We start from the raw sequence: 26,925 nt of genomic DNA, 5'->3' as shown, positions 1-26,925 counted from the left end.
CTCAGTCCTCTTCGGTCTCGAACTGCTGCTTGCGACGGCGGCTGCGCCGGATCATCAGCGCCACCGCTCCGCCGCCGACGATCCCCCCGACCACCAGGCCCGCCCACGTGTCGGCTCCCGCGCGGCTCGGCAGGTACTTGTCGGGAGCGAGCGTCACGCCGATGCCGACGAATGCGACGAGCATCAATGCGGCAGTCACGTTGGCGCGCGCCGTGAACCACCGCGACTCCGCGAACAGGTCGACGTTCTTCGACTTGGCGTACCCGATGGTCGCGTAGTTCACGACCGCACCGAAGACGATGATGCCCAACGAGATCCACGCACCTGTCGGCCCGGCAGCCCACGGGAGGACGGCGGCGGCGATCAGCCCGCCGAAGATGTGCAATTGCAGACCCACGGCGGCAGACTCGTTCCACACGTCCCTCTGACGCTCGTCGTCATAGAACTCGCTGTCCAGATCGCCGACGAAACGCATCGTCGCGGTGAAGGTACTCATCAGGATTCCTCCTCGTAGTCGAGCCGATCATCGGGGGTGAGCGGGAAGAGATCCTCGACCGTCGAGTCGAGCGCTCCCGCCAGCTTCAGGGCCAGGTACACGCTGGGCGAATAGTCGCCACCCTCGACCGAGACGATCGACTGCCGGCTCACTCCGCACGCCCGCCCCAGTTCCGCCTGGGTCAGGCGCGACGACTTACGGAACTCCCGCACCCGGTTCGTCACGACCATGATCCGAGTCAACTCCACTTGTCATTACGTGTCAAGAGTTCTTGACATCAGATCACCGAGCGGGGGACGACTCGGGTGTTAGCCTCAGCGACGTGACAGGACACCGCACCCCTCCGGCCACCCTCCGCTCGCTGCGTCCCGTCAACTGGGGCATCGCCCGACTGGCCGGCGCGGTCACCCGCACCGGCGACATGCACCTGTTCTCCACTCTGGGACAGACGGGCGGCCTGTTCCGCGCCTGGCTGTTCTACAGCGGCCGCCTGATGCCGTTCGGTGGGTTGCCCCGCAAGGACACCGAGACGGTGATCCTGCGGGTCGCCGCACTCCGCGACTGCCGGTACGAACAGGACCATCACCTCCGTCTGGGCGCGCGCGCCGGCATCGACGACGCCCTCGCCGACGCCATCGCCGCCGGTCCCGACGCTCCGGGTCTCGACAGTCGGACCGCCCTGATCCTGCGGGCGGTGGACGAGCTGGTGTCGACCCGCGATCTGTCCGACGCCACGTGGACCGAGCTGACGACCGTCTGGTCGTCCCGATCGCTCATCGAGTTCGTGCTGCTGGTGACCCAGTACGACGGACTCGCCACCACGATCACGACACTGCGCATCCCCCGCGACTACCAGTAGCTGCACAGACGAGAACACCCCGGTCGCTCGTGAGCGGCCGGGGTGTTCTCGTCGGAAGATCAGAAGTTGATCATGTGCCCTGCGAGGCCGTGGATGGCCTCCTGCAGTGCCTCGGACAGCGTCGGGTGCGTGTGCACGTTGCGCGCGAGTTCGGTGGCCGTCAGGTCCCACTTCTGCGCGAGCGTCAGCTCCGGGAGGAGCTCCGAGACGTCGGGTCCGATGAGGTGCCCGCCGAGCAGCTCGCCGTGCTTCGTGTCGGCGATGAGCTTGACGAAGCCGGTGGGATCGCCGAGTCCGTGTGCCTTGCCGTTCGCCGTCATGGGGAACGTCGCGACCTTGATGTCGTGGCCGGCGTCCTTGGCCTGCTGCTCGGTGAGACCGAAGCTGGCCACCTGGGGCTGGCAGAAGGTCGCGCGCGGCATGAAGCGGTAGTCGTCGATGGGAAGCGTCTCGGCGCCGCCGATGGTCTCGGCCGCCACGACACCCTGTGCCTCGGCGACGTGGGCGAGCTGCAGCTTCGCCGTCACGTCACCGATGGCGTAGATGTGCGGCACGTTGGTGCGCATGACCGAGTCGATGGCGATGGCCCCGCGATCGGTGACCTCGACGCCCGTCTTGTCGAGCCCGAATCCCTCGACGCGAGGAGCGAATCCGACGGACTGCATGACCTTGTCGACGGTGACCGTCTCGGTCTCGCCGCTCTTGTTGTTCTTGATCGCGACGGTGACCTTGCTGCCGTCGTCGTCGATGCTCTGCACCGCGGCGCCGGTCATGATCTTCACGCCGAGCTTCTTGTACTGCTTGGCGATCTCCTTGGAGACGTCCTCGTCCTCGTTCGGGAGCGCGCGATCGAGGAACTCGACGATGGTGACGTCGACGCCGTAATTCTTCAGGACGTACCCGAACTCCATGCCGATGGCGCCCGCGCCGACGATGAGGATGGAGCCCGGGAGCTCCTTCGTCATGATCTGCTCCTCGTACGTCACGACGTTCTCGCTCAGCGACGTTCCGGGCAGCAGCTTCGTGGTGCTGCCGGTGGAGATGATCGCGTTGTCGAAGGTGACGGTCTCGCTGCCACCCTTCGTCAACTCCACCTCGATGGTGTTGGCGTCGGTGAACGACCCCTTGCCGTCGAGCTGGTCGATCTTGTTCTTCTTCATCAGGAAGTGGATGCCCTTGACGCGACCGTCCGCGACCTTGCGGCTGCGATCGTAGGCAGCGCCGAAGTCGAACGACACGTCACCGGAGATGCCGAACTGCTTGGCTTCCTTGGTGAACAGGTGCGCCAGTTCGGCGTTGCGCAGCAGAGCCTTGGACGGGATGCAGCCCACGTTGAGGCAGACACCGCCCCAGTACTTCTGCTCGATGATGGCGGTTTTCAGGCCCAGCTGCGCCGCGCGGATGGCTGCGACGTACCCACCGGGTCCGGCTCCGAGAACGACGACGTCATAGTGTGAGGTCACGGTTGTCCACCTTAGTCCCGTCGATCCGGACACACATCGAAAGGTCCGGCTACTGGCTGGTAACCGGACCTTTCGTGTCTTTATTTCAGCGGCTCTACTCAGTCGGGGATCATGTCGAACGTATCGGGGTTGGGGCCGGTGCGGCCGTCCTCACCCTTGTCCAGCGCCGAGATGTCGGCGATCTGACGGTCGTCGAGTTCGAAGTCGAAGATGTCGAAGTTCGCCTCGACGCGCTCGCGCGTGACCGACTTCGGGAAGATGATGTCGCCGCGCTGGATGTGCCAGCGGAGGGTGACCTGCGCGGTGGTCTTGCCGACGTCCTTCGCGATGCGCTCGAGCTCGGGGTCATCGAGAACCTTGCCCTGTGCGATGGGTGACCACGCCTCGGTGGCGATGCCGTGCTCCGCGCCGTACGCGCGCACCTGGTAGTTCGAGAAGTACGGGTGGACCTCGATCTGGTTGACCGACGGGACGGTCTCCGTCTCCTGCGCCAGCTTCTCGAGGTGCGGCACCTGGAAGTTCGAGACACCGATGCTGCGCGCCCGTCCGTCCTTCGTGAACTCCTCGAGCACCTTCCAGGTGGAGACGTAGTCACCGTCGTACTGCGTCGGCAGCGGCCAGTGGATGAGGAACAGGTCGATGTAGTCGGTGCCCAACTTCTCGAGTGTCTCGTCGAACGAGCGACGGGCGTCGTCGGGGCGGTGGAAGCCGTTGTTCAGCTTGCTGGTGATCCAGACGTCGTCACGGGAGACGCCCGAGTCCTTCACTCCCTGGCCGGTCTCCTTCTCGTTGCCGTACATCTGCGCGGTGTCCAGGTGGCGGTAGCCCACCTCGATCGCGGTGCGGACGGCATCGGCGGTCTTCTCCGGCTCGATCTGGAAGACGCCGAAACCCAGCTGGGGGATGGACCGGCCGTCGTTGAGGGAGAGGGAAGGAACGTGGCTCATGTGCGTGAACTCCTGTTCGTTGTTCGTGATCCGAGTTCGTGCTCGTGTGCGCGGAGTACCCCGCGACGGGGGCGGTGAAGCCACCCGCGGGCGCCCCGCTCCTCTGGTGCAACGGGTGTGTCGAATCGTTATTCCGGATCGATGGTCGTCGCGACGACGAGGACACCAGAATGACCACCATGAGCGACTTCAACTCGATGGTCATCGCGGAGTTCCGCGACAACGGTGGACACGTGGCGACAGCCGGGTTCGGCGACAACCTCGTGGTGCTGCACTCGATCGGTGCACGTAGCGGCGAGGTGCGGCTGAACCCGCTCTTCGCGATCTCCGAGAACGGCACCTGGTTGGTGGTGGGCTCCGCGGCGGGGGCGGTTAAGGATCCCGCATGGGTGCACAACCTCCGGGCTCACCCACGCATCGACATGGAGGTCCCCGGCGACGACGCGACCGTACGCACCATCGCCGTCGACGTCACCGAGGTGCCCGACGACGAATGGGAGACTCACTGGGCGAAGTTCACCTCGGCGTCCCCCGGCTTTCTCGAGTACACGACGACGGCGGAGGGGCGACAGTTCCCGATCTTCCGCCTGACGCCCGCCTGACAGGGTCGGGTCCAGCCGGCGTCAGGTCCACACGGCGTCGGCCACGCGGCGGAAGTTGCCGCCGAACACAGCCGCCACCGCACTCTCGTCCCAGCCGCGCTCGGCGAGCACGGCCGGGAGCGTGTGGGTGTCCTCGGGCGGAACCCACTGCAGTGCCCCGTATCTCGTGTACTCCTCGGAGAACGCCTCGGGGTGGAGCGCCAACTCGGTGTTGAAGTCCTCGTGGTCGAAGGAGTAGTCGCTGCCGACACCGATGTGATCGATCCCGACCAGGTCGACTCCGTACTCGACGTGGTCGGCCATGGCGCGCACCCGATCCGCGCGACGTTCGGGTTCGTTGACGCCGAGGAAGATGCCCACCCCGTTGATGCCGACCACGCCGCCGGTGTCGGCGCACGCACGCGCCTGCTCGTCGGTGATGTTCCGCGGATGTTCCCACAGCGCAGCGAAATTGGAATGACTGTAGATCATCGGCCGGGACGTAGTCGCGGCGATGTCGAGCCCCGTCCGCCGGGAACAGTGCGACCCGTCCGCTGCCATGCCCGCCTCGTTCATCGCCCGGATCAGGTCGCGTCCGTGGGCGTTGAGACCCGTGTCGACGGCGTCGAGGCATCCGCATCCCGCGGCGTTCGCATGGTTGTAGGTGGGCAGCATCGAGCGCACGCCCAGTTCGACGAAGTAGCGCACGTTGTCGAGGTCGCCGTCCAGAGGAGCGGAGTCCTCGAGGTCGAAGGCGAGGGCACGCAGTCCCCGTCGTCGGGCCTCGTCGATGTCGGCCACGCTCCGGGCCGGAAGGAAGCGACCGTCCGCGAGTGCCCGCGCACTCCACGTCGTGGCCAACTCCGTCGCCGACGCCTTCGTGTGGGGCGAGTAGCCGACGTTGACGGAGAGGTAACTCCCCGCCTCGTACCGCGCCAGTTCGGTGATGTCGGTGTCCGCGTACAGCGGCAGGCAGGTGTGCTGCTCCCACAGCGCAGTCACCGCGCACCCCCGGCCAGCGCGCGAGAGAGCAACGGGGCGAACAGCATCGCGAGCAGTGCGTAGAGGCCCACCGACGGGACGAGCAGCGCCACCGCGGAGACCACCAGGAACAGAGCGACCGGAACCCAGGGCACCGCCGCTCCGCGCGCGCCGGGACGCAGGTCTCCACGCACGAAGCCCGCAGCGCGCACGCGTGCTGCGAGGAGACGGGACACGATCATGGTCACGGCGATGACCCCGAGGTACAGCCCCACCGACAACGGGTCCCCGTGGGGAGCCGCGACCTCCAGCACGGTCGCCACGGGCATCAGCACGATGCCGGCGAGCCACAGGAGGTTGAGCCGCACGACGACCTCGTCGTACCCCGTGACACGAGTGAAGAGCGCGTGATGATCGCGCCAGAACCCCGCGATGACCGCGAAGCTGATGCCCGCGGCCACGAGTGCGTAGCCGTTCTCCCGCAGGAACGCTCCCGCACCCTCCGGGGTGTCGCGGGCACTGTCCACGAGGGGGAGCACGACAAGCGTGATGGCGATCGCCACCACCGCGTCGGAGAAGAACACGATGCGGTCCAGCCCCTGCTGAGAGCGCACCTCGGTGTCGGGTTCGGTCACCCGGACGACTCTAGGCCCGGCGGCGCCTCGCGAGAACGACGACCGTGCGCACGAGCGATCCGACGTTCGGTCGCGCAGTGCCCGACAGCGGCCGCGTGCTCACCGGCACCTCGGCGATGATCCAGCGCTGATGGTGCACGGCGTGGGCGGAGGTGACGAGGGACGGGAGGAGACCACCGCGCAGCGCCGCAGCGCCGCCGATGGATCGCCAGGCGTCGCCCGTGTACACGCGGAAGCTGGAGGTGACGTCGCGCAGCGGCAGGTCTGCGGTGTGCCGGATCAGCGCGTTCGCCACTCTCGTGCCCACGCGACGCAGCGCGGACGATCCGTCTCGACCACCCGTCGTGCTGCGCGATCCCACCACCATGCCGACACTGCGGCGCGCCGCGGCCTCGAGGAGAGCGGGGACGTCGGCCGGGTCGTGCGACCCGTCCATCAGGACCATCGCCTCACCGTCGACGGACAGCTCGTGCAGACGATCCGCCTCGACGAAGGTCACCTCGGCGCCGGGCAGGATCAGGCGCATCGCTGCCGTGACCACCGCCGATCGGTGACCGAGGTACACGACGTGCACGCCGGCGTAGTCGGTTCCCCGAGCCGAGGTGCCGTGGACACGGCTCCTGGAACCCGTCACACCGTGGCCCGCCACATCGTGGTTCGTCACGGCTCCGACGCCGTCGCTCTGGATCGACACGGTCATCATCCACTCCCTGTGATGGTCTCCCCGACCGAATACGGACTCATTCCGTCCTTTGTGGCGTGATACTACCCTATAAACATACCGCGATCTTGTTTTGACGCCACTACGATTCCTCCACGCGCTGTTTCCGCACGCGGCGGCGGTGTCGCCCCACGGGCAGAATGGTGCGTGTGACCGACAAGTACGAGTGGCTCGAAGACGTGACCGGCGACGCCGCCCTCGAGTGGGTGCGTGCCCGTAACGAGCGCACGGTCGACGAGTTCACCGCGAACGACGAGTTCCGGACGCTCGAGACCGACATCCGGAGCATTCTCGACACCGACGCGCGCATCCCGTACGCGCGCAAGCGCGGCGACCACCTCTACAACTTCTGGAAGGACGCGTCGCACCCCCGCGGGCTGTGGCGGCGCACCACCATGGAGGAGTACCGGAAGGACAGTCCCGCCTGGGACGTCATCATCGATCTCGACGCTCTCGCCGAGGCCGAGGGCGAGAACTGGGTGTGGAAGAGCGCGCAGGTGCTCCGTCCGTCGTTCGACCGCGCGCTGATCTCCCTGTCGCGCGGCGGCGCGGACGCATCGGTGATCCGCGAGTACTCGCTCACGTCCCGCTCCTTCGTCGCACCCGACGAGGGTGGCTTCGTCGTCCCCGAGGCCAAGACGGACATCGACTGGATCGACGCGGACACGGTCTTCGTCGGCACGGATCTCGGACCCGGGTCGCTCACCGATTCCGGGTACCCCCGGCGCGCACACCGGTGGCTCCGTGGAACTCCTCTCGCGGAGGCTCCCGTCGTGTACGAGGGTGAGCAGACCGACGTCGCGGTGTCCGCCTCGCACGATGCGACGCCCGGCTTCGAGCGCAGCCTGGTCCAGCGCGCCACCGACTTCTTCAATGCCGTCACCTCGATTCTTCACGACGACGGATCGACCACGGTCCTCGACGTGCCCACCGATGCCTCGGTGTCCCTGCACGAGAACTGGTTGACCGTTCGCCTGACGACCGCATGGACCGTCGACGGCACCGAGTACGCCGCAGGGTCGCTGGTGGCCGCGAAGATCGACGAGTTCCTCTCCGGTGCAAGGGATCTGGTCGTCGTCTTCGCTCCCGACGCCCGCACGTCGCTGCACCAGTACGCGTGGACCGAGAACCATCTGCTGATGGTGCTGCTCGAGGACGTCCGCTCCAGCGTGCACGTGGTGACGCTGGGCGACACGGTCACCTCCGAACGCCTGCAGGGGCTCCCGGACGCCGTCGACGTCACCGTCATCGGCACCGACCCCGAGTTCGGCGGTGACGAATACTTCCTCGACGCGAGCGGCCACCTCACTCCGTCCACTCTTCTGGTGGGCACCGTCGGGACCGAACCCGAGGTCCTGAAGTCCGCTCCCGCGTTCTTCGACACCACGGGCCTCGCGGTCGAGCAGTACTTCGCCACCTCACTCGACGGCACACGCGTGCCCTACTTCGTCGTACGGAACCCCGGAACGCAGGACCGTCCGACGGCCGCAGGCCCCACCCTCCTCTACGGATACGGCGGTTTCGAGGTCTCACTCACCCCCTCGTACAGCGGCGTGGTCGGCGCGGCCTGGCTGGCTCGGGGCGGTACCTACGTGGTGGCGAACATCCGCGGCGGCGGCGAGTACGGGCCGTCGTGGCACACCGAGGTGCTGAAGTCCGGTCGACACAAGGTGCACGAGGACTTCGCGGCGGTCGCGAGCGATCTGGTGGAGCGCGGCATCACCACCCCGGACCAGTTGGGCGCGCAGGGCGGCAGCAACGGCGGCCTGCTCATGGGCATCATGCTCACCAAGTACCCGGAGTCGTTCGGCGCCATCGTGTGTCAGGTGCCGCTCCTGGACATGAAGCGGTATCACCGCCTGCTGGCCGGGGCGTCGTGGATGGCCGAGTACGGAGATCCCGACGATCCCGACGAGTGGGCCTTCATCTCCGAGTACAGCCCGTACCAGAACGTCTCACCGCCGGGGAACTCGATCGGTGTGTATCCGCCGATCCTCATCACGACGTCGACGAGGGACGACCGTGTGCACCCCGGGCACGCGCGCAAGATGGACGCCCTCCTCGAGGAGTACGGGTACGACGTCTCCTACTACGAGAACATCGAGGGCGGCCACGGCGGTGCGGCCGACAACGCGCAGGCCGCATTCACGTCCGCGCTGGCGTACACGTTCCTGTGGCGGACGCTCGGGGGCGGTACCCGCTAGGTCAGTCGGTGTCCGGTTCCGCAAGTCCGACGATGGACGGATCCGGGCGCCCCACCACCTCGTGGTCCTTGTTCGAGTAGTCGAAGCTGTTCAGCACGAAGCGCATCGCCTCGAGGCGGGCGCGTTTCTTGTCGTTGCTCTTCACCGTCGTCCAGGGGGCGTGATCGGTGTGGGTGAACCGGATCATGTCCTCCTTGGCCCTCGTGTACGCGTCCCACTTGTCCAGGGAGGCGAGGTCCATGGGCGAGAGCTTCCACTGCCGTACCGGATCGACCTGGCGGATGGCGAAGCGCGTCCGCTGTTCGAGCTGGGACACCGAGAACCAGAACTTGGTCAGCTGCACTCCGTCGTCGACGAGCATCTGCTCGAACAACGGTGCCTGGTGCAGGAATCGGTGATACTGCTCGTCGCTGCAGAATCCCATCACACGTTCCACGCCGGCCCGGTTGTACCAGGAGCGGTCGAACAGGACCAGCTCTCCGGCAGCCGGTAGGTGGGTGACGTACCTCTGGAAGTACCACTCCGTCGACTCGCGTGGCGACGGCTTCTCGAGTGCCACCACCCGCGCGCCGCGAGGGTTGAGATGCTCCATGAAGCGCTTGATCGTGCCGCCCTTGCCGGCGGCGTCGCGACCTTCGAAGACGATGACGTGGCGGCCACCGGTCTCCTTGATCCACATCTGCAGCTTCAGCAACTCGATCTGCAGAAGACGTTTCGTACCTTCGTATTCCGCGCGCGGCATCCGTTCGTCGTACGGGTACGCCTGGCGCCAGGTGTCCACCGGGACTCCGTCACCGGTCAGCAACACGGGGTCGTCGTCGTCGTCGTCCCGCACGCTGAACGACGAGGTGTCCGAGAGGTCCACGATCCGGGACAGGGCGAAGTCATCGAGAGCGGTCACGCCAGGAACCTACGAGCCGCCGGAGACGGGACGGTGATCACGGGGTGAACAGCAGATGCCGTGACAGGCGGAGTTTCAGGGTACGTCTCGGGGTGGTCACCGATGGTGCAGCGCCCGGGCGGAACTCAGGATGGAGACATGACATTCCACGAGAGCAACTCCACCGTCCACCCGAACCCGAACCACACCACGCAGCTGACGCGAAGCCGAGACGACGCCTGGATCGCCGGGGTCTGCGGCGGTGTCGCCGCGTACACCGGATGGGATCCCAGCCTGGTGCGCGCCCTCACCGTGGTCGGCGCCCTCGTCTCGTTCGGCACCGTCGCCCTGCTCTACCTCGCGATGGTCATGCTCGTTCCCCGAGCATGACCATCGCGAGTTCGGTCACTTGCCTCCGGTCACCAACCAACCACAGGGAGAGGCCAAGTCGTTCGCTGCCTCGGGTCCCATCGAGCCGGGCTCGTACGGGAGCACGGCCGGCGGAGAGGTCAACAACGGTGCGGCGACCTCCCACACGTGAGCCAGTCCGTCGGGACGGGTGAACAACGACCGGTCACCGTCGAGTACGTCGAGAATGAGTCGTGAATAGGGCGACAGCGGCTCGTCGTCCGACACCGTCGACAGGTCGAGCGACATCCGACCGATCCCGAGGTCCTCGCCGGGGCCGGGCTCCTTGACCGTCATGGCGATGTCCACTCGGCCGTCGCCCGACAGGTCGAACGTCAGCACGGCGCCGTCGGCCGGCAGGTGCTTCACCGGTCCCTCGGGGCGACGGAACACCAGCGACACCCGCTGCGTGCTGGTTCCCAGCATCTTGCCGGTGCGCAGGACGAAGGGAACGTCGCGCCACCGGTCGGTGTCGACCCACATGCGTGCGGCGACGAACGTGTCGGTCGACGAATCGTCCGCGATCCCCTCGACGTCCTGGTAGCCGCGGTACTGACCGAGGACCACCTCGGACGTGTCGAGCGGGCGGAACGCCGCGATGACCGACTCGCGGGCAGTCTGCAGGTCGTCCGCACCGAGGCTGAGTGGGGGCTCCATGGCCACCTCCGCCGCGACCTGGAACAGGTGCGTCACCAACATGTCGAGCACGGCACCCGTGGCGTCGTAGAACTCGGCACGGTCGTCGATGTCCAGCGTCTCCGGCACGTCGATCTGCACCTGCTCCACGTGTTCCCGGTTCCAGATCCCCTCGATCATCCCGTTCGCGAAGCGCAGGATGTGCAGGTTCTGGGTGTTCTCCTTGCCGAGGAAGTGGTCGATCCGATAGACCTGCTTCTCGTCGACGATGGCATGGACCGCCTCGTCGAGCTTCTCGAAGTTCTCCTGCGACGTGCCGAACGGCTTCTCGTAGACCACCCGCGCGCCCTCGGCGAGATCGTGTGCGCCGAGCGCCTCGGTGTAGTCGATGAAGGTCGAGGGCGGCAGCGCGATGTAGTGCACGAGCTGCACGTCGCCGCCCAGCTCGTCCTTCACGTCTCCGATGACCGACGGCAGGTCACCCGGATCGTCGGCGGTGAATCCGTTGCCCGCGAAGCGAACACGGTCCGCGAATGACGACCACACCTTCTCGTCGATGCTGTCGACACCCTCCCCGGGACCGAACTCCTCGAGCGCCGCGCGGATGTGCTCGCGGAACTCGTCGTCGGTCTTCTCACCTCGACCGTTGCCCACCAACGCCCACTGCTCGGGCAGCAGTCCTTCCTGCGCAAGTTCGTAGAACGCCGGCAGCACCATGCGCTTGGCAAGGTCTCCCGTCGCCCCGAAGAGCACGAAGATGGTCGGAGCCCCGCCGGATTCGGATGTCGCAGTGTCAGCCATGCCTCCATGATGCCCAGTCGGGGGCTCCCCCGAACCTCGATCGCCTCACAGTGCCGCGTCGACGCTACTGTCGAGCCGGTGACACGATCGATCTTCGACGGCGACATCGCCGGTCTCGGGACCTCCAGCGGAACCAGGATCGTCGTCGGCCACTGGACGTCGTCGCCGCTGGGCGACTTCACCGATGTCATGGTCGAGTTCGCGGACGGCGAGCGCCTTCTGCTGGCACCGTCCGACGCGGTCCGCGAGTTCGTCACCGCGACCTACCACTTCGACACGACGACCATCACCGACGTCTCGTATCACCGCCGAGGTGACCGAGTCGGCGTCTCCGCGGGTGATCTCGAGGTGTCCTTCCAGATCGGCGGCCCGACACTGCTGGGTCGACTGCTCACCCTCGCACCGACGTCGGTGGTCACCGCACCCTGGTTCTGTACGGTGAGCGACCCGATCGCGCGGGTCGTGATGCGCGGCGTGCGGACCAGGGGCACCGCCGGCGGTGGGCGGCGCGAATACTACGGAGCGCGAGGGCAGCGCAGCATCGTCGGCGCGACGGCATCGTGGAAGGGCGACGATCTGGGACACCTGTCGCCGGTGGAGCCGCCGGTGCGGTTCGGATTCGGGTCCACACCCGCGGCCCCGTCGACGACGCGGATACGCACGACGATCGACCACCGCTGACCGAGGTCACCGCAGGGTGGTGTTCTCGTCACGGGAGAGGAAGAACGCGTTCGAGCCGACGCGGGCGCACGCGACTCCGTCCTCCCGAGAGACGCAGAAGCTCTGCCCCGTGTTGATCACCTCGCCGTACTGCAGTGTGCGGATGTTCTCCGAGCCGGTGAAATAGCCCTGATTCGTGCAGTAGTGGATCGGCCCGGTGCTCTCCACGCGGACGGCGTACCTGCTGGTGGCACCGTTCGAGCAGACCTCGCCCTCGTCGGGAGCGACACTGGACACGGCCTGGCATCCCAGGAATCCGACCGAGGTTCCGTTCGGGAAGAGCCCGCACGACACATTCCCCGACGGTGTCCGGAAGTAGTACCCCTCACCCGCCCCGCCACTGTCGCGGAAGAGCTCGGGATCCACCGACACCTCCTGCGACCCCGGACGCGGGAGTGCGTCCGCCGGGTCTGCCGACTCTGCCGACGGCGACTGCTCGACCGGCTGTTCCTCTGCGCCCGGCTGATCCGACGCTGTACCGGTGGGCGGCTCGATCGGCGCCACGACCGATGTCCCCGTCGGCGTCACGACCGAGGTGTCAGCGGGCGCCGGAACCGCCGTCGCCGACGTCATCTGGTCCGGAGCCGAACATGCCCCCAGCACCGCGGCGCCGGCGACCAGGGTGGCCGCGACGGCAGCCCGTGTGCTCATCGAGAACGACATGTCGACTCCTGTCCGGAGCCGGCCGATCGCCGCCCCCTCTGACATACCCATCGGTCTCTTTCGTGGCGTCGTTACCTGTACTCACGTCACGATCAGGACACGAGCCGGCTAACTGCCGTCGAGGGGTGCGATGCCGGCGATGAGTTGGTACGGAGTCAGCGAGAAACCACGCTGAGGTCCGAACCAGCGAATGCAGTCGACCAGGATCGTGGTGCCCTTGGCGCGCTCCGCAGCAGCGACGTCCGGACACGTGGGGAAGATCCCCGGCACCACCTCGTAGTACAGCGGCCCGACGTAGGTCGGCTCCGCGGAGGCGGTTCCCGCCCCTGCCAGCACCGATCCCGCCGTGACGGCTCCGGCGGCGAGTACTCCACCGACCACTCGCCGTAGTCCGATTCGCACCATGACACACACCTTCCGATGGGAGAGCCCCGGCCTTCGAAAACCGTACCGTGCGGACTGTTACGGAGGAAGAGGCGTGCGGGAACGCAGGCACGGTTGCCGTAAAATACGAGGGTCCACCAGGCACTTGTTTCGATCAGGGGAGTCACGTGACCGCGCACGTCGAAGAAATGCAGTTCCAGGCCGAGACCCGGCAGCTGTTGGATCTGATGATCCACTCGGTCTACTCCAACAAGGACTCGTTCCTCCGCGAGTTGGTGTCCAACTCGTCGGACGCGCTGGACAAGCTGCGACTCGAGTCGTTCCAGAACAAGGATCTCGGCGCCGACACCTCCGATCTCCACATCGACCTGGAGATCGACAAGGAAACCCGCACCCTCACCGTGCGGGACAACGGCATCGGCATGTCGCGCGACGAGGTCGTCGATCTCATCGGCACGCTCGCGAAGTCGGGCACCGCCGAGGTCCGCGCGAAGCTGAAGGAAGCGAAGGACGCGGCCGCGTCCGAGGAGCTCATCGGCCAGTTCGGCATCGGCTTCTACTCCACGTTCATGGTGGCCGACAAGGTCACCCTCGTGACCCGGCGCGCGGGTGAGGACACCGCGACGCGCTGGGAGTCCAGCGGTGAGGGCACGTACACCATCGAGGAGGTGTCCGACGCGCCTCAGGGCAGCGCCGTGACCCTGCACCTGAAGCCGGCCGACGACGAGGATCACCTCTACGACTACACGTCCGAGCACAAGATCCGCGAGCTGGTCAAGCGCTACTCCGACTTCATCGCATGGCCCATCCGTATGCAGGTCGAGAAGACCACCGGCGAGGGCGACGACGCCACGACGGTGCTCGAGGACGAGACCGTCAACTCGATGAAGGCGCTCTGGACGCGGTCGAAGGACGACGTCTCAGAGGACGAGTACACCGAGTTCTACCGCCACGTCAGCCATGCATGGGACGAGCCGCTCGAGGTCATCCCCATGAAGGCCGAGGGCACCTTCGAATACCAAGCGCTGCTGTTCATTCCGTCGCGTGCGCCGTTCGACCTGTTCATGCGCGAATCGAAGATCGGTATCCAGCTGTACGTCAAGCGCGTCTTCATCATGGACGACTGCGAGGAGCTGGTGCCCGAGTACCTGCGCTTCGTCAAGGGTGTCGTCGACGCGGCGGACCTGTCCCTCAACGTCTCTCGCGAGATCCTGCAGCAGGACCGCCAGATCCGCGCCATCCGGCGCCGCCTGACGAAGAAGGTGCTGAGCACAGTCAAGGATCTCCAGGCGAACCAGCCGGAGAAGTACAGCACGTTCTGGACCGAGTTCGGCCGTGCCCTCAAAGAAGGGCTGCTGTCCGACCACGACAACCAGGAGACCATCCTCGGGCTGTCGTCCTTCGCAACGACGCAGAGCGACGAGAAGCCGACCACGTTGGCCGAGTACGTCTCTCGGATGAAGGACGGCCAGGACGCGGTCTACTACATGACCGGCGAGTCGCGTCAGCAGGTGGAGAACTCCCCGCACATGGAGGCGTTCACCGCCAAGGGGCTCGAGGTGCTGATTCTCACCGACGCCGTCGACGAGATGTGGACCGGGTCCGTCCCCGAGTTCGACGGGAAGCCGTTCCGCTCCATCGCGAAGGGTGCCGTCGATCTGGGTGACGACGAGGCGGAGACCGAGGAGAAGGACGCACGAAAGGCGCAGTTCGCCGACCTCACCTCGTGGATGGCCGAGACGCTGTCCGACGACGTGAAGGAGGTCCGCCTGTCCTCACGCCTGACCACCTCACCTGCCTGCATCGTCGGCGACGACTTCTCCCTGAGCCCGCAGCTCGAGAAGATGTACCGCGCCTCCGGCCAGCCGGTCCCCAAGACCAAGCGCATCCTCGAGCTCAACCCGGACCACGCGCTGGTCACCGCGCTGGAGAAGGCCCATGCGGAGAAGAAGGACGAGATGGCGCTGGCCGAGACCGCCAAGCTGCTCTACGGCACGGCCCTGCTCGCCGAGGGTGGCGAGCTGGACGACCCCGCGTCGTTCGCGAAGTTGTTGGCGGAGAGGCTGACACGCACGATGTGACCTGAGGACATATGCCCACCCGTAGGGTGGGCATATGTCGGGGGACGTGGCCGTGATCGGGGCGGGGCTCAGTGGGTTGGTGGCAGCACTCGACCTGACCAGGGCGGGGCGCTCGGTCATCGTCCTCGAGGCCGCCGACCGGATCGGCGGCAAGGTTCTCACCGTCGACACCGATGGTCACCACGTCGATCACGGCGCCCACTGGATCGGTGGAGACCAGACCGCGGTGCGCGCACTCGCCGCCGAGTTCGGTGTCGACACGGCTCCCGAACCGCGACGGCGACGGGGTGCGGACGAAGTGTTCGCGGCCGCCGGCCGCGTCCACCGCTACCACGGTCAGGTGCCGCGCATCCCCGTTCGCGAGTGGCTCCCCGTCGGTTCGGGTATCGCGCGCCTCGACCTGGCGGTCCGCACCGTCGACCGCGCGGTGCCGCTGCTGTCGACCTGGCGGCCCGGAGATCACGAGATGTCCGACGTTCTCGCGCGTCGGATGTTTCCCTCCGCCTACGGCCGCGACATCCTCACGTGTTTCTTCCGGCTGATCTTCGGCGCCGACCCGGACGAGGTCCCCGCCCGAGCCGCACTCGAGTACCTGCGCGCGGCCGGCAGCCTGCGGGCGATCGCCGAGGTGCGTGACGGAGCGCAGGAACGCTACTTCGTGGACGGCACCGCATCGCTGATCTCAGCTGTGGCACAGCACCTCTCCGCCCCGCCGGAGACGTCTCGACCCGTCATCGCGATCCGGCCGGACACCTCCGGAGTCGACGTGGTCACCGCGGACGGCACAGTCCGCGCATCGTCGGTGGTTCTCGCGGTTCCCCTCCCCCGCGCCGCCGACATCGACGGCGCGCTCCCCGCCGGACTCGGGGACCGGATGCGCACCTCCCGCATGGGCGAGTACGCGAAGACCATCGTCGTGTACGACAATCCGTGGTGGCGCGAGAACGGACTCACCGGAACGGCACTCGACGTCGACGGCCCGGTCCAGATGATCGTCGACGGCAACGCCGGACGGGACTCGCCCGGCATCCTGGTCGCCTTCAGTGGCGGTAGAGCCGCGGCAGACCTGTTCTCCCGCACAGATCGCCGTGACATCGTCGTCGCCGAGCTGGTGCGGCTGTTCGGCCCTCGGGCGCGGTCACCTCGTCGTGTCGACGACATCACCTGGTCGGCGCAACCCTGGCTGGGTGGGGCGCCCACCGCGATCCCGCCGTACGGAGGCGTCTTCCACCATCAGGACCTGACCACGGACCGCGTGCACTGGGCAGGAACGGATCTGGCCGATCGCTGGCCCGGCTACCTCGACGGGGCCGTGCGTTCCGGTCGGCGAGCGGCGCGTGAGATCCTGACTACGTCTCGAGGTGGGACCGTCTGAGATCGGGCAGTCTCCGCGGTGCCGCGAGCCGACGCAGAGCCGGTGCCACCGGTCGGCCTCGGAGAAGCCCCTCGGTGGTGCCCGCCTCGAGGGCCTTCCGGTAGACGAGGACCGCCTCCCGCACAGCATCGACCGTGTGGTCGATGTCCGAGTCCGTGTGCGCCGCGGACACGACGAACGACTGACCGAGGACACCGCGGGACAGCATCTCCTGCAGGAAGAGAGTCCGGTAGGCCTGCGAGGGAACCCCGTCGGCATCCGCGGTGGCGAACACCAGGCAGCTGGGGCGTCCGAGGACCCGAAGGTGTCCCCCGACACCGGCATCGAACGCCACCTCGGTCACGGCGTCACGCAACCGGGCGCCGGCGCGCTCCATGGCTCCCACGGGGTCCTCCGTCTCGTACGCCCGGACGACGGCACGAAACGCGGCGAGCCCCGTCGTCTCCGGTCCGTGCGTCGTCGACAGCAGGAAGACTCGGTCGGAGTCCGTGCGCAGACCGCCTAGTTCCATCAGATCGCGGCGGCCGGCGAGCGCGGACAGCGGGAGTCCGTTGCCCATGGCCTTGCCCCAACACGACAGATCGGGAGTCACGCCGTACACACCCTGCGCACCCGCGGACGACCATCGGAACCCGGTGATCATCTCGTCGAACACGAGAACGGTCCCGTGTCGATCACAGGCTGCGCGGACGGCCTCGAGATACCCCGGTGACGGTTCGGCCAGCGCACCGGCTGCCTCCATGACGACGCACGCGATGTCGTGATCGACCAGGATCCGTTCCAGCGCAGGGGTGTCGTCGAACGGGAACCGATGCACCGCGCCGTGCGGGATTCCCGCGTTCATCTCCGTCGTCCCGATGAACCAGTCGTCGACCGAGAAGAACGGCTGCGCACAGACCGCGATCTCGGTACGGCCGGTGACCGCACGCGACAGGCGGACGGCCGCGGTGGTCGCATCGGAGCCGTTCTTCGCGAACTTCACCATCTCCGCGGTGGGAACGGTCCTCAGAAAGTCCTCCGCCGCGAGCACTTCGAGCTCGGTCGGCCTCGAGAAGTTGGTTCCCCTGGCGACCGCGTCCGCCACGGCGTCGACCACGGGACGGTACCCGTGTCCCAGTGTGACCGAGCGCAGACCACTCCCGTACTCGACGTACTCGTTGTCGTCGACGTCCCACACACGGGCGCCGACCCCGTGCGTGAGGATCGGGGTGAGGTGCTCCGGGTACTGATCGGAACCCCGTGCGTACGTGTGGCTTCCACCGGGGACGAGGCGGTGCAGACGTTCCTGGAGTTCCGAGGATCTCTCGTGTGTCATCGCGTGGCCTCTCGGCGATCGTCGTGGGAGGGAATGGTGTCGTCGGGATGGTCCGACTCGCGCCGCAGGACGGTCCGCGCGGTCGTGGCGACGAACCACAGCGCCACCGCCCACTCGGAGACGAGCACCCCGACGACCATGGTCACGACCGATCCGGTGACCGAGGTGATCAGCAGAGCCGACGCCGCGAAGGTGACGCCGAGGACGGCGCCGCTGAGCACCGTCGACGTCCGACCCTGCGCCGGCAGCACGGCGGTGGTGACGTAGGACGTGAGCGTGGTGGCTGGGAGGATCCAGGCGAGGATGCGCAACAGGTCGGTCGCCTGGGCGAACTCGGTGCCGTAGACGATGCGGATCACCAGGGGGGCCACGAGCGTCAGCCCTGCCGCGGCGACGACCGCGAGTGCGAGACACCCCGCCGCACCCTGCATCGTCCGCGCCCGGAAGGCCTGGCCGTCCCGAATTCGGGTCATCCGCGGGAGCAGCGCGAACCCGATCGGATCGAGAACCGACTGTCCCGCTCGGACCAGCCGGTCCGCGGCCGAGAACAGGCCCAGGGAGACCGCGTCGAGCACCGTGGAGTACGCCGCCGCGCCGCCCTGTCCGTAGCCGGTCAGCAGGAGCCGCGACGCGAGCACCGGTGCCGCCGTTCTCAGAGTGTCACCGACCCGCCACGAGGGAACGAGGCGTCCGAAGTGCCGGTCGGCGTCCACGCCGGTGGCGATCACGGTGACGATGGACGAGCCGCCCAGACAGGCCAGCGCGACCTCGGGCGACGGGAACTGCGGCAGCAGAACGACCAGCGCCAGCAGGTATGCCACACGTCCGGCGGCCTGGTAGGCGGTGGAGGCACCGAAGCGGCCACGACCGATCAGCAGCCAGTCCTCCGACAGTGACCAGACACCCCCGGCGACCGCCCCGAGCAGGATCATCCGGGCGGCACCGTCCACACCGGCGGCCCACCCGACCAGCGCCGCGACGACGAGCACGGCGAAGAGTCCGCACCGCACCACCGCGTACGCGCCACGCACCTGCGTGATGTCGGGGTCGTCGACGCGCGCAGCGAAGTACTGCGTGGCACCGAGATCGACGAGAACCGAGCCGAGGAAGTACGCCGACATCCCCACCGCGACGAGCCCGACTCCTTCGGTTCCGAGCAGCCGGGCTGTCAGCGGCAGGGTGACGAGCGTGACGAGGAACTGACCGTAGGTGCCGAAGCCCACGAGCAGGACGTCTCGGGCGAGCCGCAGCATCAGCGCCGCAGGAGGCGGTCGGCCACGTCGCCGGCTCGCGCACGTAACCGGGTGAGCACGGCGCCGAGAATGCGTCCGTCTCCGGCGAGGACGTCGCCGGTGGAGACCAGAGCCGGGAGTTCGCGTGCGAGACGGTGATGCAGCCGGACCGACTCGCTGAGTTTGCTGTAGCTCGACGTCCGGCTGCACAGGTTGAAGGTCGAGTCGCGCCACGCTGCGTCGATGGTGGAGACGCCGTGGAAGTCCCCGTGAGCGCCCATGCGAGCGAACAGATCGACGTCCATCGGGAACACCAGGTCGCCGCGGAAACCGCCGACCCGGTCGAACAGATCCCTGCGGAAGGTGGTGGCCGCGGTCGGCCCGAACTCGGCGGGACCGCGGCGCACGATGATGCCCGCGAGATCCTTGCCCGGGCGTCGACCGAGCAGGCCGGGGAGGCCGAGCCCGGTCTCCTTCACCGACCCCTGCTCGTCGATCACCTCGAACTTGGACGAGACCACCGCGATCCCGGGATCGTCCAGTACGGCCTGCTGTCCCGCCAGCGCACCGGGACGGAGCACGTCGTCGGCGCACACCACCTTGACGAGCCGGCCCGTCGAGGCCCGCACGGCCGCGTTCCAGTTGTCCCCGATGGCGAGCACCCGGTCGTTCCGCACGATCCGGACGCGCTCGTCGCGGAAGGAGCGGGCGATGTCGCCGGTCGCGTCGGTGCTCGCGTTGTCGAGCACCAGGACCTCCATGTCCTCGTCCTGGTCCAGGACGGAGGCCAGTGTGGTCTCCAGGGTGCGCGCGGCCTCGTAGGCCGGGATGCACACCGAGAGCGGAGCGGTCATGAGCGGAGTCCTTCCGTGGCCGAGTCGAGATCGACGAACGACATCTCCGGATGCGCCGCAGCGACCTCCGGGAGGAGATCCGGGACGGTCACCACCACACGGTCGGGACGATGGGTGTACAGCCATTCCGGGCCGACGATGGGAACGTCCGTACCCGGCATGCGGCGGCCCCATTTCGCCGGGGACGCATCGACGACCGCGCCGACCGTCTCCGTGGTCACCCCCGCCATCGCGAACAGAGCGACCGCACGCGACGCCGCTCCGTACGCGGCGAGCGTCACACCCGCGCGAGACGACGCGCCGAGTCTCGCCCGCACCGCCTCGACCTCGGCGACGGCGGCTGCTCCGAGGGACGACACGACGGTGGGATCGGTGACGGCGGCAGCAGCCTCGGCTTCCCGCACGCGCCGTGCCGTCACGAGGTCGTCCTCCCACACCGGGAGGCGCACCGAGTCGTCGCGCATCGCCGAGACCAGGAGAGTCCCGCCGTAGAGGTCCGACTCCCAACACCCGGTGGGCATCAGACCCGCTGCCCACAGAGCGGTCTCGAGCGCGGTCGACGACCAGTAGGCGAAGTGTCCGTGGCGGAGCGCCGTCCACTGGCGATCCCGCACGATGGTCATGAAGGAGTGGACCTGCAGCACCAGTACGCCGCCGTCGCCGAGCAGCGCCCGACGTTCACGCAGAGCGGCCGCCTGGTCCGGCTCGTGCATCAGCCCGAAACCGTCGACGACGAGGTCGGCGGAGCGCGAACCCGCCACGGCCGGACCGGCATCCGCGACGCCACGGGATCTCACGTCGGGGATCCAGGACCCACCGTGGGGGCTTCCGTACTCGCGGACCACGGCGCCGTCGGGGAGCCACCCGCGTCGCACGATCTCGTCCATCGCCCGAGAAGCGGCTCGCGTCAACGCCTCCGGCTCCACTCCACGCGGTTCGTCCGCGCGGGTGTCGTCGTCCAGGAGCTGTGCCAGGCCGCACGTCGTGCACAGGCCCATCGCGAGAGCATGCATCTCGTCGCCCTCGGGAGAGGACTCGGCCGTCGGGAAACTGTCCGCGGCCGGCACGAGGCCGAGATCGAGCACCGTGGACACCGTCGCCGAGGCGCAGGCTCTGCACGAACTCATGAGATTCTCCGGCTCGTCGTACGCGGGGAGCACCCGTCGGCGACACTGGACTCATGCGCGTCGAGACCACACCTCTGCGAGACGTCCTGCTCTTCCTGCCCACCCCGCATCGCGACGATCGGGGTTTCTTCACGAGGACCTTCGACACCGAGATCTTCGACGCGGCGATCGCCGAGCACACGACCCTGTCCACGAGAGCCGCTGATTTCCGTCAGGACTCCCAGTCCCGTTCCGCCGGCGGCGTTCTGCGTGGCCTGCACGGGCGAGGAGGCCGAGGCGAGGCCAAGTTGGTGCGGTGCGCCCGCGGCGCCGTCCAGGACGTCCTGGTGGACACCAGAACGGAGTCGCCCACCTTCGGTCAGTGGTTCGACGTTGTGCTCGACGACGTGGAGTGCGCGCACCTGTTCGTGCCCCCCGGCTTCCTGCACGGCTTCCTCACCCTGGGCGAGACCGCAGACGTGTGCTACCGGATCGACCGTCCGCACGAACCCTCCGAGGACGTGGGCGTCCGCTGGGACGACGCGGATCTGGCGATCCGCTGGCGCGGGACGCCGAGCATCGTGAGCGACCGGGACGCGGCAGCGCGGTCCTGGCGCGACCTCGTCGCCGGCGGGTGATCTCTCACGCACTGCCGACACCCACCCGCGTCCTGCGGAGGTTCTCGTCGATCGCGCCGGTCCGCTGGAGCTCGGTGACGCGGGCCAGACGCGTGAAGCGCTGCGCCAGTGCGTCCGCGGTGAGACCGTGGCGGGCGTATGCGGCGACCAGCTCTTCAGCGCCGGCTCGGACACTCCACTCGGGGACGAAGGCGGGCAACACCTCTCGCGCCGCGGAGAAGTCGACGCGGTAGGACCGCGGGTCGGCGCCGTATTCTCCGGTGACCACCACCTCGGCACCCGTCACGTCGGCGACCGTCTCGGCGATGTCGCGCACCGTCACGTTGTTCGCCTCGGTGCCGATGTTCAACGCCCGGTTCCGAATTCGGTCGACCGGCGCCTCGAGCGCGGCCGCGAAGGCGTACGCGATGTCCCGCGCGTGCACGAGGGGTCGCCACGGCGTGCCGTCGGACTTGACGACGATGCGTCCGGTGAGGAACGCCGACGCCGTGAGATCGTTGACCACGATGTCCGCCCGCAGCCGCGGTGAGTAGCCGAAGGCCGTCGCGTTGCGGAGGAACACCGGCGCGAAGCTGTCGTCCGCCATGGCCGCGACGTCGTCCTCGACGCGCACCTTGCTCACGGCGTAGGGGGTGAGGGGCCTCAGCACCGCGTCCTCCGTGACCGCGTCCTGACCGGCGGCGCCGTAGACCGAACAGGTGGACGCGTACAGGAACCGGCCCACCCCCGCATCCTTCGCGGCACGTGCGAGACGCACGGAGGCATGGTGATTGATGTCGTGCGTGATCTCCGGCGCCAGCGTGCCGAGCGGATCGTTCGACAGTGCGGCGAGGTGCACCACCGCGTCGACACCCGTGAGATCGGCGGCCACGACGTCGCGCAGATCCGTGGCCAGGGTGACCGGATCCGCGGGTGCGTCACCGAGAACGCAGTCCGCGAACAGGCCGCTGTCGAGCCCCACCACGGTGTGACCACGCTCCTGCAGGAGCGGAACCATGACGGTACCGAGGTATCCCTGGTGTCCGGTGACGAGTACACGCATGCTGTTCACGACCCTTTCGTCTGCGGTGCCGGACGGTCCGACCGCAGGTTCTCCGTGTGCAGGAGTATCTTCTCCACGACGAACGCCTCGGCATATCTGCTGCGGCACTGCACTCCTCGCACGCGCGCCAGCCCGAGAAAAGTCTCGGAGTCGTACCAGTCGTGGTGATGCTGCGAGGGGTAGTGCCGCGACAGCAGCTCCGCCTTGCGCACCGCCACGTCGTCGGCGAGCGGATAATAGAGACCGGGTGTCGGAAGATCGGACTCCCACTTGACGATCTCGTAGCCCAGCACCAGATGGTCGCGAAAGACGGTGGGAACCAGCTCCGCCAGCAGGCGGTGATCCTGGTGCGCGTCGCGCCGCTGCGGTGCGAGTAGGACGTCGGGCTCGCACGTACGCCGGAACTGTTCGAGTCCGTTCTTCACCGCGCTCCAGTGATCAGGGGAGCGGCCGTCCGGCACGTCGAGCACGGTGAGCGACACCGGTCCGTCCGAACAGAAGTCCGACAGTGCCTTTCGCTCCTCGGCTTCCCGCTCGGTGCCGCCGCCCGACAACACCAGAGCGTGCACCTCGACATCTCCCCCACGGGTGAGGTCGAGGAGCGTTCCTCCGGCGCCGATGGCGATGTCGTCCGGATGCGCCCCGAGCACCGCCACCGAGCGGATACGGCTGGGGGACAGGCCAATCACGCGACGACGCTCGACAGTGGCGGTCGATTCCGATCGCCCTCCCACACCGCCCACGGGCGAATGCCGCGCCCGTAGTCGTTGTCGAGTTCCGCACGCTCCTTGAAGGTGTCGGCCGGCTTCCAGAATCCCTCGTGCCGGTATCCGAACAGTTCCCCGCGGCCCGCCAGTGTCATACACGCATCGCCGACCAGATCGCCCCCCTCCGGAATGTGGTCGAAGACCTCCTGACTGAGCACGAAGTACCCGCCGTTCTCCCAGATGGGAAAGCGGCTCACCGGAACGATGTCCTTGATCTCGCCGGCCTCCGACACGTCCACGCAGTGGAAGCTCGACTGCGGCGGCACCACCAGCATGGACGCCACGGCGCCCGACTCGTGATAGCGCTCGATCATCGTGTCCAGCGGGGCGTCGGTCAACACGTCCGAGTAGTTGGCGAGGAAGTACGGATCGCCGTCAAGGTGGTCACGGACGCGCCGCAACCTCTCGCCGATGGGCGACTCGACGCCGGTGTCCACGAACGTGATCGACCAGTCGCTCATGTCCGTGCTCAGCAACTCGACCTTGCCGTCGCGCATGACGAAGTCGTTGGACTGCTCCTCGTGATAGTCCAGGAAGAACTGCTTGATCGCTGCCGCGCCGTAGCCGAGGCACAGCACGAAGTCCTTGTGGCCGTAGTGTGCGTAGTACTTCATGATGTGCCAGAGGAGCGGACGGGGCCCGACCATCTGCAAGGGCTTCGGGATGTCGTCGTTGCGGTCGTTGCGCATGCGCATTCCGTAACCGCCACAGAACAGTACGACCTTCATGCCAGAGCCTCCGATGTGTCGAGCCGCCCGATGTCGGCGGTGTGGAGAACGGGGAGTGGGAACACGACGCGCCCACCCCACTCGGCGACGTAGCTCAGCTGCTCGGTGAGCTCGCTCTCGAGATTCCACGGCAGGACCAGGACCACGTCCGGACGATCCGCCGCGATGCGATCGGGATGGTGCACCGGGATTCGCGTCCCCGGTGTGAACCGACCGTGCTTGTAGGGATTGCGATCGACGGTGTACTCCACCAGGTCCGTTCGGATGCCGCAGTAGTTGAGCAGGGTGTTGCCCTTGCCCGGCGCGCCGTATCCGACCACGCGTTCACCCCGCCGGCGACAGTCGAGGAGGAACTCGAGCAACGTCGCTCGGACCCCGCGCGCCGCCTTCTCGAGCCCGCGATAGCCGACTACGTGATGCAGCCCCGCGCGCTGCTCGGCCGCGAGCAGGTCGAGGGTGCGCTCGCTGGGCGGGCCGGCGTTCGCGGACGGTGTCGCCCAGATCCGGATGGAACCACCGTGGGTGGACAGTTCCTCGACGTCCACGACGGTCAGGTCGCCTCGGGCGAGCGCCCTCGTCGCCGTCAGGACCGTCCAGTACTGGAAGTGCTCGTGGTAGACCGTGTCGAACTGTGCGTCGGCCACCAGGTGGAGGGCGTGGTGCACCTCGATGCTGACCATGCCGTGGTCCGACACCAGCGTGCGCAGCCCCTCGGTGAATCCCGCGACGTCCGGGATGTGGGCGTACACGTTGTTCGCGACGACGAGGTCCGCCGGCCCGTGCGCGGCACGCACCTGCGCCGCGGTCGTCGGATCGAGGAACGCTGTCTCCGTCGGAACACCGGACTCACGCGCTGCCGCACCGACGTTCACGCTCGGCTCGATACCGAGGCAGCGGATTCCGGCGTCCACGACGTGCTGCAGGAGATAGCCGTCGTTGCTCGCCACCTCGACCACGAACGACTCGTCGGACAGATCCAGGCGGCGCACGGACTCCTGCACGAACGTCCGGGCATGGTCGACCCAGCTGCTCGAGAACGACGAGAAGTACGCGTACTCGGTGAACGTCTCGGCCGGCGACACGAGAGCCGGAATCTGCAACAGCAGGCACTCTCGGCAGAGACGCAGGTGCAGGGGGAAGGTGGGCTCCGGATCGTCGAGCTGCGCTGCGGTGAGGAACGATTCGCACGGCGGTGTCGCGCCCAGGTCGAGGACACTCTCGAGGTCGGCGGATCCGCAGAGACGGCAGTGCATGAGCATTCCTCACTGGCAGGCCGCGCGTCCGTGTCGGGCCCCGCCGACGGGGTGGACCGAACGCGCTGCTTTGTACGATTTGCACGTATTCTGCCACAGAAAAAGACCCTGTGCCGGTTTCCGGCTCCAAATCATTCGCTCGAACTACATCTCACCTCCGCTGCGTGTTGTGAGAACACACGGCCACAGAGAACGATCCGGTCACTCCTCGGGTTCGGTGAGCCCCGCCCGCTCGTCGCGCTCGGCCCACTCGATCAGCGGGGCGATCGAGTACACGGCATCGTCGATTCCTGCGTGCAGATCACCGAGATCCGCGAATCGGGACGGCACCGTGTACATGGTGAGGTCCCGCGGCTCCACGTCGGCGATCTCGTCCCACGTGATCGGCGTCGACACCGTCGCGTCCTGATTGCCGCGCACGGAGTACGCGCTCGCGATGGTGTGGTCGCGGGCGTTCTGGTTGTAGTCGACGAACAACTTCGTCGGGTCGCGGTCCTTGCGCCACCACGTCGTGGTCACGTCGTCCGGCGCGCGCCGCTCCACTTCCCGAGCGAACGCCAGTGCGGCCCTGCGGACATCGGCGAAGCCCTGCTCCGGCGCGATACGCACGTACACGTGCAACCCGTTGCCGCCCGACGTCTTCGGCCACCCGACGGCACCGAGTTCGTCGAGCACCTCGCGCGTCACCGCCGCCACCCGGCGCACCCGGTCGAAGGAGCAGTCCGGCATCGGATCCAGATCGATGCGCCACTCGTCCGGACTCTCCACGTCGGCGCGCCGGCTGTTCCACGGATGGAACTCCACCGTCGACATCTGCACGGCCCAGATCACGTGCGCCAGTTCGGTGACGCAGAGTTCGTCCGCGGTGCGGTTGTAGCGCGGGAAGGTGACCCGCACCGTCTCCATCCAGTCCGGAGCGCCTTTCGGCAACCGCTTCTGGTGCACCTTCTCCCCGGCGAGACCGTCGGGGAACCGGTGCATCATGCAGGGCCGCTCCCGCAGCGCGCGCACGATGCCGTCGCCGACAGACAGGTAGTACTCGACGAGATCACGCTTGGTGGCTCCGCTCGCCGGGAAGTACACGCGGTCGGGGTTGGACACCCGCACCGTGCGTCCGCTGACCTCGAGTTCGATCGCCGGTGACGTGGCTGCCAT

At 67.6% G+C, this 26,925-nt stretch carries 28 protein-coding genes; 8 read left to right on the top strand and 20 right to left on the bottom strand.

What is annotated here, in order from left to right:
* Position 1 precedes the first annotated feature (1 nt).
* Together HQ312_RS05600 and HQ312_RS05595 are read right to left on the bottom strand one after the other, a co-directional pair.
* Entirely contained in the window at positions 2-496 is a 495-nt protein-coding gene (locus HQ312_RS05600) for a DUF2029 domain-containing protein (protein ID WP_222638050.1), read from the bottom strand.
* Positions 496-726 carry a helix-turn-helix transcriptional regulator gene (locus HQ312_RS05595; RefSeq protein ID WP_222638049.1) on the bottom strand — a complete coding sequence of 77 codons (231 nt, stop codon included), beginning with the start codon at positions 724-726 and terminating at the stop codon, positions 496-498. The genes HQ312_RS05600 and HQ312_RS05595 overlap by 1 nt, the downstream gene beginning before the upstream one ends.
* Before the next feature lie 92 nt (positions 727-818).
* On the opposite strand from HQ312_RS05595, the gene HQ312_RS05590 reads away from it, so the two are divergent.
* Positions 819-1,355: a carboxymuconolactone decarboxylase family protein gene (locus HQ312_RS05590; RefSeq protein WP_027506301.1), complete on the top strand. Its 537-nt coding sequence runs from the start codon at positions 819-821 to the stop codon at positions 1,353-1,355.
* Between the two features lie 59 nt (positions 1,356-1,414).
* Here the strand turns inward: HQ312_RS05590 and lpdA are convergent, their stop codons facing one another.
* Complete coding sequence (lpdA, locus tag HQ312_RS05585) at positions 1,415-2,818, bottom strand: dihydrolipoyl dehydrogenase (protein WP_027506300.1); 1,404 nt, start codon at positions 2,816-2,818, stop codon at positions 1,415-1,417.
* Between the two features lie 98 nt (positions 2,819-2,916).
* Complete coding sequence (locus tag HQ312_RS05580) at positions 2,917-3,765, bottom strand: aldo/keto reductase (protein ID WP_222638048.1); 849 nt, start codon at positions 3,763-3,765, stop codon at positions 2,917-2,919.
* A 179-nt stretch (positions 3,766-3,944) separates the two neighbouring features.
* Between HQ312_RS05580 and HQ312_RS05575 the strand changes: the two genes are divergently transcribed.
* Complete coding sequence (locus tag HQ312_RS05575) at positions 3,945-4,367, top strand: nitroreductase/quinone reductase family protein (RefSeq protein WP_027506298.1); 423 nt, start codon at positions 3,945-3,947, stop codon at positions 4,365-4,367.
* 21 nt (positions 4,368-4,388) lie between these two features.
* On the opposite strand, the gene HQ312_RS05570 is transcribed toward HQ312_RS05575, so the two are convergent.
* From HQ312_RS05570 to HQ312_RS05560, 3 genes are read right to left on the bottom strand one after another with little or no spacing between them, the layout of a single operon-like run.
* The gene (locus HQ312_RS05570) at positions 4,389-5,348 is read right to left on the bottom strand and encodes a dipeptidase (RefSeq protein ID WP_222638047.1); all 960 of its coding nucleotides are present in this window, start codon (positions 5,346-5,348) and stop codon (positions 4,389-4,391) included.
* Positions 5,345-5,962, bottom strand: coding sequence for a TMEM175 family protein (locus HQ312_RS05565; protein ID WP_222638046.1), 618 nt, complete (start codon positions 5,960-5,962; stop codon positions 5,345-5,347). Before HQ312_RS05565 ends, HQ312_RS05570 begins: the two co-directional genes overlap by 4 nt.
* A 10-nt stretch (positions 5,963-5,972) precedes the next feature.
* Positions 5,973-6,662 (bottom strand): hypothetical protein, encoded by a 690-nt coding sequence (locus HQ312_RS05560; RefSeq protein ID WP_222638045.1) that lies wholly within the window; start codon positions 6,660-6,662, stop codon positions 5,973-5,975.
* Positions 6,663-6,823: 161 nt separating this feature from the next.
* On the opposite strand from HQ312_RS05560, the gene HQ312_RS05555 reads away from it, so the two are divergent.
* Complete coding sequence (locus tag HQ312_RS05555) at positions 6,824-8,887, top strand: prolyl oligopeptidase family protein (protein WP_222638044.1); 2,064 nt, start codon at positions 6,824-6,826, stop codon at positions 8,885-8,887.
* A 1-nt stretch (position 8,888) separates the two neighbouring features.
* Here the strand turns inward: HQ312_RS05555 and ppk2 are convergent, their stop codons facing one another.
* Positions 8,889-9,755 (bottom strand): polyphosphate kinase 2, encoded by an 867-nt coding sequence (gene ppk2, locus HQ312_RS05550; protein ID WP_027506294.1) that lies wholly within the window; start codon positions 9,753-9,755, stop codon positions 8,889-8,891.
* A gap of 171 nt (positions 9,756-9,926) precedes the next feature.
* Here ppk2 and HQ312_RS05545 point away from each other — a divergent pair, with 171 nt between their 5' ends.
* Positions 9,927-10,157 (top strand): PspC domain-containing protein, encoded by a 231-nt coding sequence (locus HQ312_RS05545; protein ID WP_037186123.1) that lies wholly within the window; start codon positions 9,927-9,929, stop codon positions 10,155-10,157.
* A gap of 15 nt (positions 10,158-10,172) precedes the next feature.
* Here HQ312_RS05545 and HQ312_RS05540 read toward each other — a convergent pair whose 3' ends face one another.
* Entirely contained in the window at positions 10,173-11,612 is a 1,440-nt protein-coding gene (locus HQ312_RS05540; protein WP_222638043.1) for a glucose-6-phosphate dehydrogenase (NADP(+)), read from the bottom strand.
* Between the two features lie 78 nt (positions 11,613-11,690).
* Here HQ312_RS05540 and HQ312_RS05535 point away from each other — a divergent pair, with 78 nt between their 5' ends.
* Entirely contained in the window at positions 11,691-12,293 is a 603-nt protein-coding gene (locus tag HQ312_RS05535) for a hypothetical protein (protein WP_027506292.1), read from the top strand.
* Between the two features lie 6 nt (positions 12,294-12,299).
* Here the strand turns inward: HQ312_RS05535 and HQ312_RS05530 are convergent, their stop codons facing one another.
* Positions 12,300-12,983: a hypothetical protein gene (locus tag HQ312_RS05530; protein ID WP_222638042.1), complete on the bottom strand. Its 684-nt coding sequence runs from the start codon at positions 12,981-12,983 to the stop codon at positions 12,300-12,302.
* 120 nt (positions 12,984-13,103) lie between these two features.
* A complete protein-coding gene (locus HQ312_RS05525) occupies positions 13,104-13,400 on the bottom strand; it encodes a hypothetical protein (protein ID WP_056441499.1) in 297 nt (98 codons plus the stop codon).
* Positions 13,401-13,567: 167 nt separating this feature from the next.
* Between HQ312_RS05525 and htpG the strand changes: the two genes are divergently transcribed.
* Together htpG and HQ312_RS05515 are read left to right on the top strand one after the other, a co-directional pair.
* Positions 13,568-15,460 carry a molecular chaperone HtpG gene (gene htpG / locus HQ312_RS05520; RefSeq protein ID WP_261782101.1) on the top strand — a complete coding sequence of 631 codons (1,893 nt, stop codon included), beginning with the start codon at positions 13,568-13,570 and terminating at the stop codon, positions 15,458-15,460.
* A 34-nt stretch (positions 15,461-15,494) separates the two neighbouring features.
* Positions 15,495-16,835, top strand: a complete 1,341-nt coding sequence (locus HQ312_RS05515) for an FAD-dependent oxidoreductase (protein ID WP_222638040.1) — start codon at positions 15,495-15,497, stop codon at positions 16,833-16,835.
* Here the strand turns inward: HQ312_RS05515 and HQ312_RS05510 are convergent.
* The 4 genes from HQ312_RS05510 to HQ312_RS05495 are packed head-to-tail and all read right to left on the bottom strand — an operon-like array spanning position 16,810 to position 21,363.
* Complete coding sequence (locus tag HQ312_RS05510) at positions 16,810-18,150, bottom strand: glutamate-1-semialdehyde 2,1-aminomutase (protein ID WP_222638039.1); 1,341 nt, start codon at positions 18,148-18,150, stop codon at positions 16,810-16,812. The two genes, HQ312_RS05515 and HQ312_RS05510, sit on opposite strands and share 26 nt — an antisense overlap.
* Positions 18,147-19,403, bottom strand: coding sequence for a lipopolysaccharide biosynthesis protein (locus tag HQ312_RS05505; protein WP_222638038.1), 1,257 nt, complete (start codon positions 19,401-19,403; stop codon positions 18,147-18,149). Before HQ312_RS05505 ends, HQ312_RS05510 begins: the two co-directional genes overlap by 4 nt.
* The gene (locus HQ312_RS05500; RefSeq protein ID WP_056441485.1) at positions 19,403-20,236 is read right to left on the bottom strand and encodes a glycosyltransferase; all 834 of its coding nucleotides are present in this window, start codon (positions 20,234-20,236) and stop codon (positions 19,403-19,405) included. The genes HQ312_RS05505 and HQ312_RS05500 overlap by 1 nt, the downstream gene beginning before the upstream one ends.
* Positions 20,233-21,363, bottom strand: a complete 1,131-nt coding sequence (locus HQ312_RS05495) for a class I SAM-dependent methyltransferase (protein WP_027506285.1) — start codon at positions 21,361-21,363, stop codon at positions 20,233-20,235. The genes HQ312_RS05500 and HQ312_RS05495 overlap by 4 nt, the downstream gene beginning before the upstream one ends.
* Before the next feature lie 53 nt (positions 21,364-21,416).
* Here HQ312_RS05495 and HQ312_RS05490 point away from each other — a divergent pair, with 53 nt between their 5' ends.
* Positions 21,417-21,980, top strand: a complete 564-nt coding sequence (locus HQ312_RS05490; protein ID WP_027506284.1) for a dTDP-4-dehydrorhamnose 3,5-epimerase family protein — start codon at positions 21,417-21,419, stop codon at positions 21,978-21,980.
* A gap of 4 nt (positions 21,981-21,984) precedes the next feature.
* On the opposite strand, the gene HQ312_RS05485 is transcribed toward HQ312_RS05490, so the two are convergent.
* The 5 genes from HQ312_RS05485 to ligD all read right to left on the bottom strand — a co-directional run bounded on the left by HQ312_RS05485 (position 21,985) and on the right by ligD (position 26,925).
* On the bottom strand, positions 21,985-23,022 hold the full coding sequence (locus HQ312_RS05485; RefSeq protein ID WP_027506283.1) for an NAD(P)-dependent oxidoreductase: 1,038 nt from the start codon (positions 23,020-23,022) through the stop codon (positions 21,985-21,987).
* Between the two features lie 5 nt (positions 23,023-23,027).
* Positions 23,028-23,711 carry a PIG-L deacetylase family protein gene (locus HQ312_RS05480; protein ID WP_222638037.1) on the bottom strand — a complete coding sequence of 228 codons (684 nt, stop codon included), beginning with the start codon at positions 23,709-23,711 and terminating at the stop codon, positions 23,028-23,030.
* Positions 23,708-24,517, bottom strand: a complete 810-nt coding sequence (locus tag HQ312_RS05475; RefSeq protein ID WP_027506282.1) for a glucose-1-phosphate cytidylyltransferase — start codon at positions 24,515-24,517, stop codon at positions 23,708-23,710. The genes HQ312_RS05480 and HQ312_RS05475 overlap by 4 nt, the downstream gene beginning before the upstream one ends.
* Positions 24,514-25,770 (bottom strand): class I SAM-dependent methyltransferase, encoded by a 1,257-nt coding sequence (locus HQ312_RS05470; RefSeq protein WP_056442274.1) that lies wholly within the window; start codon positions 25,768-25,770, stop codon positions 24,514-24,516. Before HQ312_RS05470 ends, HQ312_RS05475 begins: the two co-directional genes overlap by 4 nt.
* A gap of 201 nt (positions 25,771-25,971) precedes the next feature.
* The gene (gene ligD, locus HQ312_RS05465) at positions 25,972-26,925 is read right to left on the bottom strand and encodes a non-homologous end-joining DNA ligase (protein WP_222638036.1); all 954 of its coding nucleotides are present in this window, start codon (positions 26,923-26,925) and stop codon (positions 25,972-25,974) included.

It is taken from the genome of Rhodococcus sp. BP-316 (genome assembly GCF_019836105.1).
In the GTDB taxonomy this organism is placed as follows: domain Bacteria; phylum Actinomycetota; class Actinomycetes; order Mycobacteriales; family Mycobacteriaceae; genus Rhodococcoides.
Note: the sequence above shows the minus strand (reverse complement) of the source record. Positions and strands in the feature narration are given on the sequence as shown.